We start from the raw sequence: 15,778 nt of genomic DNA, 5'->3' as shown, positions 1-15,778 counted from the left end.
CGGGCGCGCCGTCGGACAGCGGCTGGCGCGGCTGTCGGAAAATCCCGCGCCGGCACGCGGGTCAGCCCCTCGCGGCCAGGGCGCAGTCGATCGGCGGCGGCGGAAGCGGCGGGAGCTCGGCCTCCAGGTCGCGCGCGGCGACGCGGGTCCGCGCATGTTCGCTGAGCATGCGCAATTCCCCCGCCACGTCGCGCGCCAGCCAGCGCACGCCTTCGTCGGGATGGTCGCGCAGCGCGTCCACCAGCGCGACGTGCCGCTCGTTGCCGGTGGCGCGCAGCGCGAGCAGGGCTTCGAGCACGACGCCGGTGTCGTGGTCGGCCAGCAGCGGGGCGGCCAGGTCGGCGGCCGCGACATGCCGGGTACGCGCCAGCTCGGCCAGGGCCCGCTGGCGTTCGGCGGCCTGCGGCGCATGCAGTCCGAGGCCGGCTTCGGCGGCGTGCAGTTCGATCAACCGGTTGTCGCCGCGCAGCGAGGCCACCTGGGCCAGCACCCGCCTGAACTCGGGCGATTCCTGCTCCAGGTAGAGCGCGGCGATCGCCGCGTCCGGAAGCATGTCGCGGTTGGCGGCGAGGCTGGCGACCCCGCGACTGGCCAGGGCGATGCCTTCGTGGTCGGGATGCGCCGCGAGGAAGTCGGCGAGCTTGCCGCGCATGTCGCGGCGCCCGTCCGGTGGCAGGGCAAGCAGGTCCTTGACCTGCCGGTCGACGTCCGGCGCCCGGGCGGCGCTGTATGCCGGATCGGGGACGCCGGCGCGCGCGCCCCCGCGCACCGCGTGGCCGGACGTGTCCGCAACGGCGGCGGCCACGGGCCGCGCGCCGGCCGTCGCTGGCGCAGGCGCCGCGATGGCCGGCGCCGCCGTGGCGGCGGCGGGACACTGGCGGGCGTCGCCGCCCGCCAGCCTTGTCGCCAGCGCGGTGGCACCGGCACCGAGCGCGGCCGCCACCGCCAGCGCCGGCCAGGATGCACGGTGCGGTGCCATCGCGCGCCTCCGCTCAGATGTTGTCGAAGCCGATCGCGCCGTTGCAGTGCAGCCACTCGCTGCGGCCGTTGCCGCCGCCGCACTGGCCGTTCTGGTACACGCCGGTGTTGTAGGTCTGGTCCTCGGCCTGGCGGATCTGCCCGTTGACGCTGATGTAGTCCACCTGCACGTCGCGGTTGGCGCCGTCGTTGATGAACTCGACCAGGGTGCCGCCCGATGCGGACGTGGTCACGGTGTAGTTGTTCATCGTCGTGCCGAGCGTCCAGGTGGCGATGGTCTGGTTGTTGACCTTGAAGTTGATCACCTCGCCGCCGCTGGTGCCGCGTGCGCGGACGACGATGGTCTTGCTGCCGCCGCCCGGCGGCGGATTGTTGCCGCCCCCGGAGCTCACCGTGATGTCGCTGCTGCCGTAACTCTGGTAGCCCTCGGTGGCCAGCACCATGTAGTCGTGGTTGCCCAGGTTCAGGCCGCGGCTGGCCCAGTAGTTGAAGTGGTTGGCCACGGTGATCGTGCCGGAGATGCTGCCGAAGCCCTTCTTCGGGTTGCGCACGCTGAAGTACTGGTAGAACGTGCTGTTGTCGCCCTCGATCGAAGGCGCGTTGACGCGCAGGCAGCGGCGGACGTTGTAGGTGGCGCCGTCGCTCTGGAAGCTGCCGAAGTCCTGGCCACCGGCGCAGTTGGCCGGGTTGTACGAACCGTAGCTCTCGATCACGTAGTACTCGACCAGCGGATTGCGGGTCCAGCCGTACAGGGCGAGGTAGGAGTTCTGGCTGTTGTCGACGCCGTAATAGCCGGAGTAGTTCACGACGCGCGGGCCGCCCGGGTTCCAGCCCTTGCCGCCGACCCAGTTGTTGGTGCTGTTGTTCCACTGCGAGCTGTAGCGCCCGCCCGAATGCAGGGTCATCGACGCGCTGCCCGAGTCCTTCCAGAACGTGTAGAAGTAGCCGTCGTGGGTGCCGGTGGCGTTGTTGTTGAGCGTCTGCGCGTGCGCCGCGCCGGCGAGCAAGCCGGTGGCGCACAGCAGCGCGGTGGCGGACAGGATGCGACGGCGGTTGTTCCTGGTCATGTTGGGTCTCCGAAGATGCGCCCGCGCCGCGGACCGCGTGCGGACGGGGCGCGGGTCAGGGGTTGGTTCGGAGGGCGCCAGGCCCGTGGCGGCACGCGGTGGCATGCGCCCGGTGGCGTGGATCCGGCGGCGACGGGCTGCGGATCGGACGCCGCCACGGCGGGCGGCGTGGGCCTGGACTGGTCGACACGGCATATCCCTCCCTGGGTGTACCGCTACGGCCTGCTGCGCTGTCGCGCTTGTATGGACTTGTGTGCAGGCGCCGACCGGCATTGGTAGCGCTACCAGTCGGCGGCGCAAGTAAATCACCGGGCAGGGGCGGGAAAAGCGACGGCGTTCGCGGTTCGCGCGCGCGACTGGCGCTCGCCGCGCGAGGCATACGGGTTTTTTACGACGCCTGCATCCGCCCTTTACGCATTGATCGTTGCGCCCGGAACCATCCACTCGTTTTCGCGGTCGGCGCGCGGCAGCGACGTTCGCCATTGACGCTCCTGCCCGCACGATGGTGCAGCGCATCGTGCCGGTCCAGCGCCATTCGAACGCGGACGGCGCACGTCCCGGGCGATGGCGCAACGCCCGCATTCGTCGCGCGGCGATGGACGTCGCCCAGGGGGCTCTCCCGGCCGGCGTGCCGGCACGGCGTTCACGGCCTCGCGGGCGCCCCCGCGCTTCCCGCCGGGCACACGGGAGGACGAACGGACCGTCGCAGGCCGCACCTTCCCACGCACCGCGGCGGCGACATCCGGGAGCGGGCCGGCGGCGACGCCCTTTCGTGGCACCACGCCTCCATCACGATCCGCTCAGGCGCGGCATGGCAACGTCGTGCGCCTGCGTCCCCCCGGGCGCGACCCCGACGGTTCCCTGTCACGCCGCGCCCCGTGCCCGCGTCCCTGCCCCCATGAGCCAGACCCCTGCCCTCGTCCAACCCGCTTCCTGCAACCTGCTCGACGTGATCGAGGCGACCGCCACGCGCCGTGCGCCTGCGCTCGTCGAGTTCATCGACGAGGGTGGCGCGCTGCGGCGCCTGCACGCACGGGTGCTCGACGTCGTGACCCGGGACGGCGCCGAGCACGTCCGGCTCGGCTCCGGCGAATGGGTGCGGCTGGACCGCATCGTCGCCGTCGACGGCAACCGCCTCGCGGGCCAGCCGCACTGACGCCCGCTGCCGGATCCACCCACCCCGTCCGGGCGCCACCGCGGCCGGACGCTGCTACCGTGTTCCCATGAGCCATCCCCTGCCCGTTGCGCTGCCGTTGCCCGACGGCGATACCGGTCTCGATCCAGCGGCGTACGAGGAGTTGCGGCGCGCCCACGCCCGGCTGGAGACGCCCGGGCTGGCCGCGCAGCTGGCCAACGCCGTCGGCGCGCCGCTCGAGTACGTGATGACCCGGCGCCTGCCCGCGCCCGCCACGCGCCTGGTCAATGCGCTGGTGCGCTCTGCCCTGCACCAGTCGCTGCGCGCCGCCGTGGCCACGCTCGACAAGCGCGGCGCGCGTCCGCCGCGCACGCGCACCCATGCCCTGGTCGCGGCGGCGAGCGGCGCGGCCGGAGGCGCGTTCGGCCTCGCCGGGCTGGCGGTGGAGCTGCCGGTGACCACCACGGTGATCCTGCGTTCGATCGCAGAGATCGCGCGCGCCGAGGGCGAATCGCTGGACGATCGCGCCACGACCCTGGCCTGCTTCGAGGTGCTGACCATGGGCGGGCGCAGCAGCAGCGACGACGGCGCGGAATCCGGCTACTTCGCGGCGCGCGCGGTGCTGGCGCAGCAGGTCGCGGCGGCGGCCGAGTACGTGGCCGTGCACGGCCTGGTCGGCAAGGGCGGGCCGCTGATCGTGCAGCTGCTGTCGGCGATCGCCTCGCGGTTCTCGGTCAACGTGAGCCAGAAGCTGGCGCTGCAGGCGGTGCCGCTGGTCGGCGCGGTCACCGGCGCCACGCTCAACACGCTGTTCATGCGCCATTTCCAGGCCATGGCCCAGGGGCACTTCACGGTGCGCCGGCTGGAGCGCCGCTACGGCGCCGACGTCGTGCGCCGCGCCTACCTCGCGCTGGGGAACGAGGCCGGGGATCGCCCCGTGGCCTGAGCCACGCCACCGCGGCGGTTTGCGCCCCATCCGGGCGGATGCTAGCGTCGGCCGCGAGCCACCAGGTCGCAAGGCGTGCCAGGCGAAGACATCACCCAGCTGCTCGCGCAGGCGCGCGATGGCGGAACAGCGCGCATGGATGCGGTGTTCGAAGCCCTGTACCCGGAGCTGCGGCGACTGGCCGGTTCGCGCATGGCCGGGCGCGACTCCACCCTTACCCCGACGGTGCTGGTGCACGAGCTGTTCCTGCGCATCAGCCAGGGCGCGCCGCTGTCGGTGGTCGATCGCCAGCACTTCTTCGCCGCCTCGGCGCGGGCGATGCGCTGGATCCTGGTCGAGCACGCGCGCCAGCGCGCCACCGGCAAGCGCGGCGGCGACCAGGTCATGGTCAGCCTCGACGACCGGATCCCCGACGCACCGCAGGCGCGCACCAGCATGCTCGCGCTGGAGCAGGGCCTGCAGGCGCTGGACGCCATCAGCCCGCGGCGGCGCCAGATCGTGGAGCTGCGCTGGCTGGCGGGCATGGAGTTCGCCGACATCGCCTCGATGCTCGACATCTCCGAGCGCACCGTCTACCGGGAATGGGACCGCGCGCGCGCATTCCTGCAGGCGATGCTCGATGACGAAGCGGGCAACGGGGTGCGCGATGGAGCCTGACAAGCTGGCGCAGTGGCGGCAGGCCGATGCGCTCTTCGACCAGTGGCTGGACCTGCCCGGAACCGGTCGCGAGGCCTGGCTGGCGGCCCTGGACGCACCGGAGCCGGTACGCCGCCGGCTCGAGCAACTGATCGCCGCGCACCTGCGGCCCAGCGCCGCGCTCGATCCGGCCAGCGGCGGCCTGGCCGGCCGGCGCCTGGGCGGATGGACGCTGGAGGAGGAGCTGGGCCGCGGCGGCATGGCCGTGGTCCACCGCGCCTGGCGCGAACGCGGCGCGGCGCGCCAGCAGGCGGCGCTGAAGGTGCTGACGCTCGGCGCGCTGGGCGCCGCGGGGCGCGAACGCTTCCAGCGCGAGACCGAGATCCTGGCCCGCCTCAACCACCCCAACGCCGCCGCGCTGGTCGACTCGGGCGTGGCCGACGACGGCACCTGCTGGCTGGCGATGCCGCTGGTGGAGGGCGAACGCATCGACCGCTATTGCGACAGCCACGGCCTGGACGCGCGCACCATCGTGCGTCTGTACCTGCAGGTCTGCGACGCGGTGGCCTACGCGCACCGCAACCTAGTGATCCACCGCGACCTCAAGCCGTCGAACGTGCTGGTGGACGCGGCCGGCCACGTGCGCCTGCTCGACTTCGGCATCGGCCAGTTCGCCGACGCCACCGGCGAACGCACCCAGACCATGTGGCGCGCCATGACCCCCGGCTACGCGGCGCCCGAGCAGCTGCGCGGCGACCAGGCCAGCACCGCGATCGACATCTACGGCCTGGGCGCCCTGCTGCACCGGCTGCTGACCGGGCGTACGCCGCAATCGGCCACCGACGGCAGCGACACCACCCGCCCCTCGCTGCTGGTGCGCCAGGCCTCCGACGCCTACCACCGCCACTACGTGCCGCTGCGCAGCGACCTGGACCGGGTCCTGCTCAAGGCCCTGGCCGAGGAACCGGGGCAGCGCTATTCCACCGCCGAGGCGCTGGCCGACGACCTGCGCCGCTGGCTCGACGGCCTGCCGGTGCTGGCGCAGACGCCCGGCTGGGGCTACCGCGCGCGCAAGTTCGCCGCGCGCAACCGCGTCGGCGTCGCCGCGTCGCTGCTGCTGGCCGCCAGCCTGGCCGCCGGCATCGGCGCCACCGTGTGGCAGGCCGGGCAGACCCGCCGCGAAGCGGAGAACGCGCAGGTCCAGGCGCAGCGCGCGATCCTGGTGCGCGATTTCCTGCAGCGCGTGTTCGCGTCCACCCGGCCCGCGGCCGGCGGCGTGCCGACCGCGCTGGACCTGCTCGACGAGGGCGCGCAGCGCGCGCGCTCGACGCTCCTGGCCACCGATCCACTCGCGGCCGCCGACATCCTGCTGCTCACCGGCGAGGCCCGGCTGCGCCTGAACGAATTCGACCGGGCGCGCGAGGACCTGGTGCAGGCGCGCAACCTGTTCGCCAGCCACGCGCCGGGCGCCTCCCGCGAGCGCGTGCAGGTCGAACAGGTCCTGAGCGAACTGGCACGCCACCTCGGTGACGGCGAGTCCTCGCTGCGCCATGCGCGCACGGCCGTCGAACTGGGCGAGCGGCACGAGTCGCTGACCGGGGACCCGCAGCCGCGACTCGACGCCACGGTCGCCCTCGGGATGGCCCTGTTCGCGGGCGATCCGGAAGCGGCGCTTGCCGCGTTCGAGGACGTGATCCAGGCGCTGCCCGCGCACGGACTGGAAAACACGGAGCTGCACCTGACCGCGCTCGACGGCCTGACCGCCGCGCTCAGCGTGACCGCGCCCGAAGAGACCGGGCGCCTGGTGGCGCTGGCCGAGGAGCACCTGCGCCTGTCGCGCGAGATCGATGGGCCGGACAGCGGCATGTATGTCGCCACCCTCGCCGACCAGGTGCCGACCCTCAGCCGCGCCGGCGAGTTCGCACGCGCCGAGGAAGTCGCGTCCGAAGCGGTCCGCCTCGCCGAGCGCGTGTACCAGCGTCCGCACGACAACCGCGCCGCGGCGCACTGCCAGCTCGCCGCGCTGCTGCACCTGCGCGGCCGCTACGACGAGGCCGCGCCGCACTACGCCACCGCCAACGGCATCTCCCGCGAACTCGGCCTGAGCGACCTGCACGTGCAGGCGTGCTTCATGTTCTCGGGTTATGTGCATACGGCCCTCGGCGACCACGGGGCCGCGCTGCGGGACCTGGACCGCAGCTGGGAGATCCTGGGCGAACTTGGCCTGCGCGACACGCCGACCGGGCAGTCCAGCTGCGGAACGCAGGCGAGCGTGCTGGTCCGAGCCGGCCGCCTGGCCGACGCGGCTGCGATCCTGGCCGGCTGCGCTGCAGGGGCGGACGCCACCACGCCCATGGCCCATGGGCAGGCCTTCGCCGAACTCGACTACGCGCGGGGCGACCACACCTCCGCGGCCCGGCGCGCCGCCGCGCTGCGCGCGTCGAACCCACCCGACCCCGAGGGCCGCTACTGGATGCGGCCATGGATGCTCTCGCTGCTGCTCGCCCACGCGACCGGCGACGAGCGCGCGCACGACGCGCTGGTCGCCGAACTGGGCCAGCAGGCGCAGCGTCCCCCGCTGGCGGCGTGCATCGCCGCGCCCGCGGACGCCAGCTGCCTCGTCCTGCCCTGACGGCAGGCCTGCCGACTGCCGAAGGCGGCCCGACGGCCCGCCGGCACCCCCTGTCAGTTCCCGTCCCCGGATCTCGTGGATGGACGTCCGCGCCTCGAGCAGGCATGCGGCACGCATCCAGCCAATCGAACCAGGAGATCCACGGCATGACCCCGAATTCCCGTACCCTGCTGCCGCTCGCGCCGCTGGCGCTGGCTATCGGCCTGACCGTCGCGGTGCCCGCGGCCAGGGCCGATCCCGCCGGCCCCGGCTGCTGGACGTTCAACGACGCCACCGGCGCGTGGGAGCAGAGCGGCGACACCCTGATCCGCACCCAGGGCAACGAGCACGGCGATCGCAACAGTACCTGCAGCCCCGCCGCCAATGCCTATGGCCGCGGCAACAACGCCAGCGCCGTCGAGAGCAACGCCTTCGGCTACGGCAACATCGCCCGCGCCACCCGGGCCAGCGCGTTCGGCTGGGGCAACACTGTCAGCGGCGCCGGCGACTCCAGCGCGTTCGGCGCGCGCAATACCGTCGACGGCAGTTCCAGCAACGCCTTCGGCCGCAGCAATACGGTGACCGGGAGCAACAGCGGCGCCTTCGGCGCGGCCAACGAGGTCGCCGGCGACAATGCCGCCGGCTTCGGTCGCGACAACACCGCCAGCGGCTTCACCGCGATGGCGTTCGGCATCGGCAACACCGCCAGCGGCACCGGCGACAGCGCGTTCGGCTCCAACAACACCGCCAGCGGCGGCAACAGTTCCGCGTTCGGCCGCAACAACGACGCGGGCGGGCAGCTGAGCGTCGCGTTCGGCTTCCAGAACACGGCATCGGCCATGGGCAGCGTGGCCGTCGGCAGCAACAACAGCGCCACCGCCGTTGTGTCCATCGCGATGGGATCAAGCAGCAGCGCCAGCGGCGCGGGGGCCGTGGCGGTCGGATCGGGCGCCGGGGCGAGCGGCATCAGTTCGAGCGCCTTCGGCGACACGGCCACCGCGGAAGGGCGCTACAGCGTCGCGATCGGCTACGAGAACCGGGCCGCGGCGGACGACACCGTCGCCGTCGGCCGCAATGCCCGGGCGCTCGCCGCGGACGGCATCGCGATCGGCCGCAACACCGAGGTCGGCTCCGCGGCCGCCAATGCCGTCGCGATCGGCAACGGCGCGGTAGCCACCGAGGCCGATACCGTGTCCTTCGGCGACGCGGGCAGCGAGCGGCGGCTGGTCCGCGTCGCCGCCGGCACGGCAGCCACCGATGCGGTGAACGTGGCCCAGCTGCACGCGATGGGCAGCACCGTCGCGTCCTACCTCGGCGGCGGCGCGGCGTTCGCGGGCGGTGCCTGGACGGCGCCGGCGTTCGTGGTCCAGGGCAGCAGCCACGGCTCGGTGGGCGATGCGTTCGCGGCCGTCGATGGTGCGCTCGCGGGCCTGGACGAACGCGTCGGCATTCTCGAATCCACGCCGGGCGGCACGCCCGGGCCGCGCGGGCTGAGCGCCTACGAGGTGGCGGTGGGCAACGGCTACACCGGCAGCGAGGACGACTGGCTGGCGTCGCTGGTCGGACCGCCCGGCCCGGCCGGCGGCGGGGACGGCCTGACCGAGGCGCAGGTGCAGGCCATTGCCGGCGAGGTCTCCGAGGCGGGCGACACCGCCACCCTGGCCTCGGCCGGTGCGTATACGGACGAGCGCGAAGTGGCGATCCGCGAGGACATGGACAGCGGCGACGCGGCCACGCTGAGCTCGGCCAACCGCTACACCGACACGGCGATCCAGCAGCTGATCGGCTTCGACGCGGGCGGGCTCAACGACCGCATGGCCGTGCTGGAGGACCGCTTCGACCAGCTCGACCGCCGCCTGCACCGCCAGGACCGCCGCATCGACCGCATGGGCGCGATGGGCACGGCCATGCTCAACATGGCGATCAACGCGGCCGGCGCCGGCAGCGAACGCGGGCGCGTCGCCGTGGGCGTGGGCTTCCAGGGCGGCGAGCGCGGGCTGTCGGTGGGCTACGGCAAGCGCGTGGGTCGCGCGTCGTTCTCGCTCGGCGGTGCGTTCAGCGGCGACGAACGCTCGGCCGGCCTCGGCTTCGGCATCGACCTCTGAGCACGCCCTGGCCGTGCCGGGAACACAGGCCCCCGCCCCGGCGGGGGTCTTCCGGAATCCAACTGCCGACCTTGCGCTCACGCGTCCGTGCGCGCGGGGCTGGCAGCCTCGCCATCATGGGCAGGGCCAGGACCGCGATGCAGCCGTACCGCTCGACCGGGGGCGACTCGGGCATCGTCGCCTACGCCTGCGGGCCGGGCTGGATCGACATCCGCTTCCGGCGCGGCGGCACCTACCGCTACGACGCGCGCCACCCGGGCGCGCTGCACGTGATGCAGATGCAGCGCCTGGCCGAGGCCGGCACCGGGCTGAACACCTACCTCAACCGCTACGTCCGCGACGACTACGCCGCGCGCCTGGACTGAGCGGCGCGCGATGATCTCCAGGCCCTGCCTGCCGCGCTGGTCGCGCACCCGGTCGCGCGCGCCTGGATGGCCGGACCCGGACGCCGGCCGGGGAGTGCAGCGGTGTGCAGACACCGAAGGCCTGTGCAGCGATGCGCGGCACGGCTCCCGCCACGGGCGATGGACGATACTGCGCACGACCCTTGCGCGATGGCCGCAGTCCCGGCGCGGTCGCCGCGCCACCCCGGCGATCGAGGAGCCGCCGATGAGCCTGACCGATGCCTACGACCCGCAGAACATCTTCGCGCGGATCATCCGCGGCGAGGCGCCCTGCTACCGGATCTACGAGGACGACGACGTCCTGGCCTTCCTGGACCTGTATCCGCAGTCCTTCGGCCACACCCTGGTGATCCCCAGGCGCTCGGCCGCCTGCAACCTGCTCGACGTGGACACCGATGCGCTGTGCAAGGTGATGGTGGTGGTGCAACGGCTGACCCGCGCGATCGTCGACGAGCTGCAGCCCGACGGCGTGCAGGTGGCGCAGTTCAACGGCGCCGCCGCGGGACAGACCGTGTTCCACATCCACGTGCACATCGTCCCGCGCTACGCGGGACAGGACATGCGCGTCCACGCCGCGCAGCAGGGCGACCGCGGCGAGCTCGAACAACTGCAGGCCAGGCTGGTCCGCCGGATCGCCGCCGGCGCGTAGCGCACGCACGCGTGCCGTGACGGGTATCGCCGCGGAGCGCCCGCGCGAAACCGCCCCGCGAAAAAGCACGGACCCCGGGCGTCGCCGCCCGGGGTCCGGTGTCGACCGCGACTGCGGTCCAGGCTTGGCGCCAGGCTTACTGCGCCTGGACTTCCTCGGCCTGCAGGCCCTTCTGGCCCTGCACGACCTTGAACGACACCTGCTGTCCTTCCTGCAGCGACTTGAAGCCACTGCCCTGGATGGAACGGAAGTGCACGAACAGGTCGGCACCGCTCTGCGGGGTGATGAAGCCGAAGCCCTTGGCATCGTTGAACCACTTGACGGTGCCGGTTTGACGCTCAGACATGGTGTTACTCCCTGGATCAGTTGGGGATGCACGGCCGCGCAGGAGGCGTGGCCGGACTGTATCGAGCAAGGGGTAACGCGAAGCGATGGAGCGGATCGTCCGGAGCGGCCGTCTTCGACCTGGCGCCTGTGATCTACCGCATCGGGCCACGATGTACCGTGATCCCGCTTTGAACAGTGGCGCCACCATACAGCACCTGGAGTCGTCGTGGGCGGAGTGGATCGCGCCGTTCATCGTGCAGCCACCTGGCCCGGCGGCTTGGCGGGCACTGGCGGGCGCATGGCGCGATCCGCGTGGCGCGCCGGACGGGGCGGCTCGCAGCGGCGCGGCGGCGCGGCCATGCAGCCGCTGCCGGGCGCCCGTGCGGCCCTTGCGCTGCGTGTTCCGGCGCCTTGTCGTATGGTGGCACGCCATGCCAAGGGGGATTCCACGCGCATGACCGGCTGGATGCGGCGCCGCCTTCGCGGGTCGAGGCATCGCGCCGTGCGGACGCTGCTGGCGCTTGCAAGACGGCTGCAGGGCGGCGACGCGGACGCGCTCGCGCGCATGCTGCACGAGTCCCAGCCGCTGGGCGCGGACACGCTGGTGCGCGCCTATGCCTGCGGCCTGTTCCCGATGGCGCAGGACGACGGGCGCCGGGTGCTCTGGTTCGATCCACCGATGCGCGCGGTGTTGCCGGTCGACGGCGTCCGCATCGGCCGGGAGGCGCGCAGGCTCGCGCGCCAGGGACGCTTCGCGGTCACCATGGACACGGCATTCGATCAGGTGGTGGCCCATTGCGCGCACCATCCCGATCGCCGCCACGACACCTGGATCAGCGACGGGCTGATGCGGGCCTATGCCGAACTGCATCGCATCGGCGCCGCGCACAGCGTCGAGGTCTGGCAGGAAGGTGCGCTGGTCGGCGGGCTGTACGGGGTGGCGATCGGCGGCTACTTCGCCGGCGAAAGCCAGTTCCGCCTGGTGAACAACGCCGGTGCGGTCGGGTTCGCCCACCTGTGCGCGAGCCTGCGCCGGAGCGGCTTCCTGCTGCACGACGTGCAGTACCTCAAGCCGCACCTGCAGCGGATGGGCGCGTTCGAGATCACGCGCGAGGAGTTCAGGCGGCGACTGGCCGAGGCCATCGTGCGGCCGGTCACGCTGCGGCTGGCGGCCGCGGTGGACTGACGCGGTGGACCGGTGGCCGGCCTGTCAGTTCGCACCCGCCGATCGCGTGGATGAAGCGGACACCTTTCCGACCGGCGCCTGCGCCACCTTCCACGAGACCCGATCCATGCCCGACGCCATCCTGCCCCGTCCCGCCGTTCCCGCCGCCGCCCTGGCCCTGCTCCTCCCGCTGCTGCTGGCGGCCTGCGGTGAACAACGCGCGCGCCCCGGGCAGGCCGGGCCGCCCGGGTCGGCCGACCTGGTCCGGCATCCCTCCAATGAAGATCCGCGTCCGACCCTCACGCCCGACCTGCTGGACGCCTACGTGCGCGGCATGGAAGAGGAGATCGCGCTGATGGACGCCAGCGGCAGCCACTTCATCCCGCTGTCGAAATACGACGAACAGGGGCTGCAGGTGGCCGCCACGGCGGACCTGCCGCTGCCGGAGTACCGCGGGCTGCGGCAAAAGGTCAACGACGTGCTCTACGCGCACATGATGCACGAGCGCTACGCCGGCGCCGACGGCCAGGCGCGCCTGGACCGGCTCGAGCCGCACAAGCGCGAGCACGCCCTCGAGGTGCTGGCGAACGAACCCTTCGCCACGCTCTCGGCCGCCGAACGCAGTGCGGTACAGGCGCGCCTGGACACCCTGCGCGACACCTACGACCGCTACATGCGGATCGCCGCGATCGCCGACTGAACGGGCCTGCGGGCCATGCGGCCGGCGCTGTCAGTCGCCGCCCCCTTTCCTCGTGGATGGCTGGCCCGGACGCCCCGGGCCGGCAGGGCCGCCGTCCGGTCCGCCCATCCAGCAAGGGCCCAATCCATGCACGTTCCCATGCACGTTTCCCCACTCCGCGCGGCGTCGACCCTGGCGCTTGCGCTGTCCGCCGCCACCCTGGCCGCGCCCGCGCAGGCAGCGCCGGCCGAGCTCTACATCGATGTCGCCACCCACGCCATGCCGGGCATGCCCGGCATGGGCGCGATGGGCCGCCTGGCCGGCGCCATGGGCGGCCAGCGCCCCACCTACGGCATGACCCGGCACCCGGGCATGCCCGGCCGCTACCTGGACGTCGCGCTGCACAACCGCGCCGCGCCCGGCCAGCCGGCCACCCAGGCCGTGCCCAAGGGGCTGCAGCTGGGCCCCAGCATCGAACTGCTGGCGCGCGAGCGCGGCAGGGACGCAGCCGCCGGCGGCCACGACGGCAGCGGCGGCCTGGGCCTGGCCGACGGCGCCAGCTACCGCGTGCGCTATTTCTGGGGCTGCGGCGAGCAGGCGCGCAGCGGCCAGCCGGTCGAGTACTCGATGACCGTGCGCAACGGCAAGCCGGTGCAGGGCGGGCGCGCGATGGCGCCGCGCCAGGTGCCGGCCCAGGGCCCCGACATCGGCCCTCAGCACGTGCTGTGGCCCAATCCGGGCGCGCGACGCGGCGTGTCCGACAAGGCCTCGCTGGTCGGCAGCCACCGGCTCGAGGGCAGCGGCCTGCCGGCTTCCCTGCAGTTCGCGCTCGACCAGGGCGACGACTTCCTGCCCCGGCTCGAGCTCGACAGCACGGGCAGCCCCGGCGAGGGCATGGCCCTGGAGTGGAACGCGGTCGACGGTGCCCGTGGCTACTTCATCCACGCCATGGCCTCGCAGGGCGACACCATCGTGATGTGGAGCAGCTCCGAGGATGGCTACGCCGGCCTCGAGCTGATGGACTACCTGCCCGAATCGCTGCTGGCGCAGTGGACCGGCAAGCGCACCGTGCTCGGCGCCGACGCGCGCAGCTGCCGGATCCCGGCCGAAGTGTTCGCCGGGGTCGAGGCCGCGCCGCTGGTGCAGATGATCGCCTACGGCGGCCAGCGCAGCATCGCCGAGCCGCGCCCGGCCGACGCCGGTCGCGACTGGTCCCCGGCCTGGACCGTGCGCGTGCGCAGCAAGTCCACCGCCATGCTCATGCCCGGCCTGGCCGCCGGCGCCACCCGCGACGCCGCCAGGCCGGCGGCGAAGGAGACCGCGCGCGGACTGCTGCGCGGGCTGCTGGGCAACTGACGCGCCGCGCCGCGCAGGCAAAAGAAAACCCCGCCTCGCGGCGGGGTTTTCCATGTTGCAGCGCGGTGGCGCGACTGGATCAGAAGTCCATGCCGCCCATGCCGCCCATGCCGCCGCCGTGCGCGTGCGGCTCTTCCTTCTTCGGCAGCTCGGCCACCATCGCCTCGGTGGTGATCATCAGGCCGGCGATCGACGCCGCGTTCTGCAGCGCGGTGCGGGTGACCTTGGTCGGGTCGAGGATGCCGAACTCGACCATGTCGCCGAACTGGCCGTTGGCGGCGTTGTAGCCGAAGTTGCCCGAGCCGTCCTTGACCTTGTTGACGATGACCGAAGGCTCCTCGCCGGCGTTGGTGACGATCTCGCGCAGCGGGGCTTCCATCGCGCGCAGGGCGATCTGGATGCCGTGGTTCTGGTCCTCGTTGGCGCCCTTGAGGTTCTCGATGGCCGCCTTGGCGCGGATCAGGGCGACGCCGCCGCCCGGGACCACGCCTTCCTCGACCGCGGCGCGGGTGGCGTGCAGGGCGTCCTCGACGCGCGCCTTCTTCTCCTTCATCTCGACCTCGGTGGCCGCGCCGACCTTGATCACCGCCACGCCGCCGGCCAGCTTCGCCACGCGCTCCTGCAGCTTCTCGCGGTCGTAGTCCGAGGTGGTCTCCTCGATCTGCGCCTTGATCTGCTTGATGCGGGCCTCGATCGCCGAGCTCTCGCCGGCGCCGTCGATGATGGTGGTGTTCTCCTTCGAGACCTGCACCTTCTTGGCGCGGCCCAGGTCCTGGATCGTGGCCTTCTCGAGCTGCAGGCCCACTTCCTCGGAGATCACGGTGCCGCCGGTCAGGACGGCCATGTCCTCCAGCATCGCCTTGCGGCGGTCGCCGAAGCCCGGGGCCTTGACCGCGCAGACCTTGACGATGCCGCGGATGGTGTTGACCACCAGGGTCGCCAGGGCCTCGCCCTCGACTTCCTCGGCCACGATCAGCAGCGGCTTGCCGGCCTTGGCCACGCCCTCGAGGATCGGCAGCAGGTCGCGGACGTTCGAGATCTTCTTGTCGTGCAGCAGGATGAAGGGATCATCCAGCTCGCACTGCATCGACTGCTGGTTGTTGATGAAGTACGGCGAGAGGTAGCCGCGGTCGAACTGCATGCCCTCGACCACGTCCAGCTCGTTGTCCAGGCCCGAGCCTTCCTCGACGGTGATCACGCCTTCCTTGCCGACCTTCTTCATCGCCTCGGCGATGATGTTGCCGATCGACTCGTCGCTGTTGGCCGAGATGGTGCCGACCTGGGCGATGGCCTTGTCGTCGGCGGTCGGCTTGGACAGCTTCTTCAGCTCCTCGACGGCGGCCTTGACCGCCTGGTCGATGCCGCGCTTGAGGTCCATCGGGTTCATGCCGGCGGCGACCGCCTTCGAACCTTCGCGGATCAGGGCCTGGGCCAGCACGGTCGCGGTGGTGGTGCCGTCGCCGGCGTTGTCGGAGGTCTTGGAAGCGACTTCCTTGACCATCTGCGCGCCCATGTTCTCGAACTTGTCGGACAGCTCGATCTCCTTGGCGACGGACACGCCGTCCTTGGTGATCGTCGGGGCGCCGAAGCTCTTCTCGAGCACGACGTTGCGGCCCTTCGGGCCCAGGGTCGCCTTCACGGCGTTGGCGAGCACGTTGACGCCGCGCACCATCTTGGCACGCGCGTCCTCACCGAAACGGATTTCTTTGGCAGCCATTGG

14 protein-coding genes are annotated in these 15,778 nt (G+C 72.5%); 10 read left to right on the top strand and 4 right to left on the bottom strand.

Translation table 11 applies throughout. The features are described 5' to 3' along the window. Positions 1-61: 61 nt before the first annotated feature. A complete protein-coding gene (locus tag LUTJ29_RS0102095; RefSeq protein ID WP_027071099.1) occupies positions 62-979 on the bottom strand; it encodes a hypothetical protein in 918 nt (305 codons plus the stop codon). A gap of 13 nt (positions 980-992) precedes the next feature. Next, on the bottom strand, positions 993-2,045 hold the full coding sequence (locus LUTJ29_RS0102090; RefSeq protein WP_027071098.1) for a glycoside hydrolase family 11 protein: 1,053 nt from the start codon (positions 2,043-2,045) through the stop codon (positions 993-995). A gap of 898 nt (positions 2,046-2,943) precedes the next feature. Here LUTJ29_RS0102090 and LUTJ29_RS15805 point away from each other — a divergent pair. From LUTJ29_RS15805 to LUTJ29_RS0102055, 7 genes are all read left to right on the top strand, one after another. Beyond that, the gene (locus LUTJ29_RS15805) at positions 2,944-3,201 is read left to right on the top strand and encodes a hypothetical protein (protein WP_043740039.1); all 258 of its coding nucleotides are present in this window, start codon (positions 2,944-2,946) and stop codon (positions 3,199-3,201) included. 67 nt (positions 3,202-3,268) lie between these two features. After that, positions 3,269-4,126 (top strand): EcsC family protein, encoded by an 858-nt coding sequence (locus LUTJ29_RS0102080; RefSeq protein WP_051322599.1) that lies wholly within the window; start codon positions 3,269-3,271, stop codon positions 4,124-4,126. 75 nt (positions 4,127-4,201) lie between these two features. Continuing rightward, positions 4,202-4,783 carry an ECF-type sigma factor gene (locus tag LUTJ29_RS0102075; RefSeq protein WP_027071095.1) on the top strand — a complete coding sequence of 194 codons (582 nt, stop codon included), beginning with the start codon at positions 4,202-4,204 and terminating at the stop codon, positions 4,781-4,783. Continuing rightward, entirely contained in the window at positions 4,773-7,394 is a 2,622-nt protein-coding gene (locus LUTJ29_RS0102070) for a serine/threonine-protein kinase (protein WP_027071094.1), read from the top strand. The genes LUTJ29_RS0102075 and LUTJ29_RS0102070 overlap by 11 nt, the downstream gene beginning before the upstream one ends. A gap of 146 nt (positions 7,395-7,540) precedes the next feature. Next, on the top strand, positions 7,541-9,478 hold the full coding sequence (locus LUTJ29_RS15800) for a hypothetical protein (protein ID WP_043740037.1): 1,938 nt from the start codon (positions 7,541-7,543) through the stop codon (positions 9,476-9,478). Positions 9,479-9,615: 137 nt separating this feature from the next. After that, positions 9,616-9,843 carry a hypothetical protein gene (locus LUTJ29_RS0102060; protein WP_027071093.1) on the top strand — a complete coding sequence of 76 codons (228 nt, stop codon included), beginning with the start codon at positions 9,616-9,618 and terminating at the stop codon, positions 9,841-9,843. A 244-nt stretch (positions 9,844-10,087) separates the two neighbouring features. Further along, positions 10,088-10,531 carry an HIT family protein gene (locus LUTJ29_RS0102055; protein WP_027071092.1) on the top strand — a complete coding sequence of 148 codons (444 nt, stop codon included), beginning with the start codon at positions 10,088-10,090 and terminating at the stop codon, positions 10,529-10,531. 136 nt (positions 10,532-10,667) lie between these two features. On the opposite strand, the gene LUTJ29_RS0102050 is transcribed toward LUTJ29_RS0102055, so the two are convergent. Beyond that, on the bottom strand, positions 10,668-10,877 hold the full coding sequence (locus LUTJ29_RS0102050) for a cold-shock protein (RefSeq protein ID WP_027071091.1): 210 nt from the start codon (positions 10,875-10,877) through the stop codon (positions 10,668-10,670). Positions 10,878-11,360: 483 nt separating this feature from the next. Here LUTJ29_RS0102050 and aat point away from each other — a divergent pair, with 483 nt between their 5' ends. From aat to LUTJ29_RS0102035, 3 genes are all read left to right on the top strand, one after another. Further along, positions 11,361-12,044, top strand: coding sequence for a leucyl/phenylalanyl-tRNA--protein transferase (aat, locus tag LUTJ29_RS0102045; protein WP_198012645.1), 684 nt, complete (start codon positions 11,361-11,363; stop codon positions 12,042-12,044). A 106-nt stretch (positions 12,045-12,150) separates the two neighbouring features. Next, positions 12,151-12,723, top strand: a complete 573-nt coding sequence (locus tag LUTJ29_RS0102040; protein ID WP_027071089.1) for a hypothetical protein — start codon at positions 12,151-12,153, stop codon at positions 12,721-12,723. A gap of 138 nt (positions 12,724-12,861) precedes the next feature. After that, positions 12,862-14,058 (top strand): hypothetical protein, encoded by a 1,197-nt coding sequence (locus tag LUTJ29_RS0102035; RefSeq protein WP_027071088.1) that lies wholly within the window; start codon positions 12,862-12,864, stop codon positions 14,056-14,058. Between the two features lie 79 nt (positions 14,059-14,137). Here LUTJ29_RS0102035 and groL read toward each other — a convergent pair whose 3' ends face one another. Further along, positions 14,138-15,775, bottom strand: coding sequence for a chaperonin GroEL (groL, locus tag LUTJ29_RS0102030; protein WP_027071087.1), 1,638 nt, complete (start codon positions 15,773-15,775; stop codon positions 14,138-14,140). Positions 15,776-15,778 lie beyond the last annotated feature (3 nt).

Source organism: Luteimonas sp. J29 (genome assembly GCF_000472505.1).
Classification (GTDB): Bacteria; Pseudomonadota; Gammaproteobacteria; order Xanthomonadales; family Xanthomonadaceae; genus Luteimonas.
The sequence above is the reverse complement of the archived record's forward strand: the minus strand, read 5'-3'. Positions and strand labels throughout refer to the sequence as shown.

Excerpts from the sequence above, each read along its gene's own strand:
- LUTJ29_RS0102060 (WP_027071093.1), top strand. The coding sequence starts at position 9,616 with ATGCAGCCGTACCGCTCGACCGGGGGCGACTCGGGCATCGTCGCCTAC.
- LUTJ29_RS15800 (WP_043740037.1), top strand. The coding sequence starts at position 7,541 with ATGACCCCGAATTCCCGTACCCTGCTGCCGCTCGCGCCGCTGGCGCTG.
- LUTJ29_RS15805 (WP_043740039.1), top strand. The coding sequence starts at position 2,944 with ATGAGCCAGACCCCTGCCCTCGTCCAACCCGCTTCCTGCAACCTGCTC.
- LUTJ29_RS0102080 (WP_051322599.1), top strand. The coding sequence starts at position 3,269 with ATGAGCCATCCCCTGCCCGTTGCGCTGCCGTTGCCCGACGGCGATACC.
- groL (WP_027071087.1), bottom strand. The coding sequence starts at position 15,775 with ATGGCTGCCAAAGAAATCCGTTTCGGTGAGGACGCGCGTGCCAAGATG.
- LUTJ29_RS0102040 (WP_027071089.1), top strand. The coding sequence starts at position 12,151 with ATGCCCGACGCCATCCTGCCCCGTCCCGCCGTTCCCGCCGCCGCCCTG.
- LUTJ29_RS0102050 (WP_027071091.1), bottom strand. The coding sequence starts at position 10,877 with ATGTCTGAGCGTCAAACCGGCACCGTCAAGTGGTTCAACGATGCCAAG.
- LUTJ29_RS0102095 (WP_027071099.1), bottom strand. The coding sequence starts at position 979 with ATGGCACCGCACCGTGCATCCTGGCCGGCGCTGGCGGTGGCGGCCGCG.
- LUTJ29_RS0102055 (WP_027071092.1), top strand. The coding sequence starts at position 10,088 with ATGAGCCTGACCGATGCCTACGACCCGCAGAACATCTTCGCGCGGATC.
- LUTJ29_RS0102035 (WP_027071088.1), top strand. The coding sequence starts at position 12,862 with ATGCACGTTTCCCCACTCCGCGCGGCGTCGACCCTGGCGCTTGCGCTG.
- LUTJ29_RS0102070 (WP_027071094.1), top strand. The coding sequence starts at position 4,773 with ATGGAGCCTGACAAGCTGGCGCAGTGGCGGCAGGCCGATGCGCTCTTC.
- LUTJ29_RS0102090 (WP_027071098.1), bottom strand. The coding sequence starts at position 2,045 with ATGACCAGGAACAACCGCCGTCGCATCCTGTCCGCCACCGCGCTGCTG.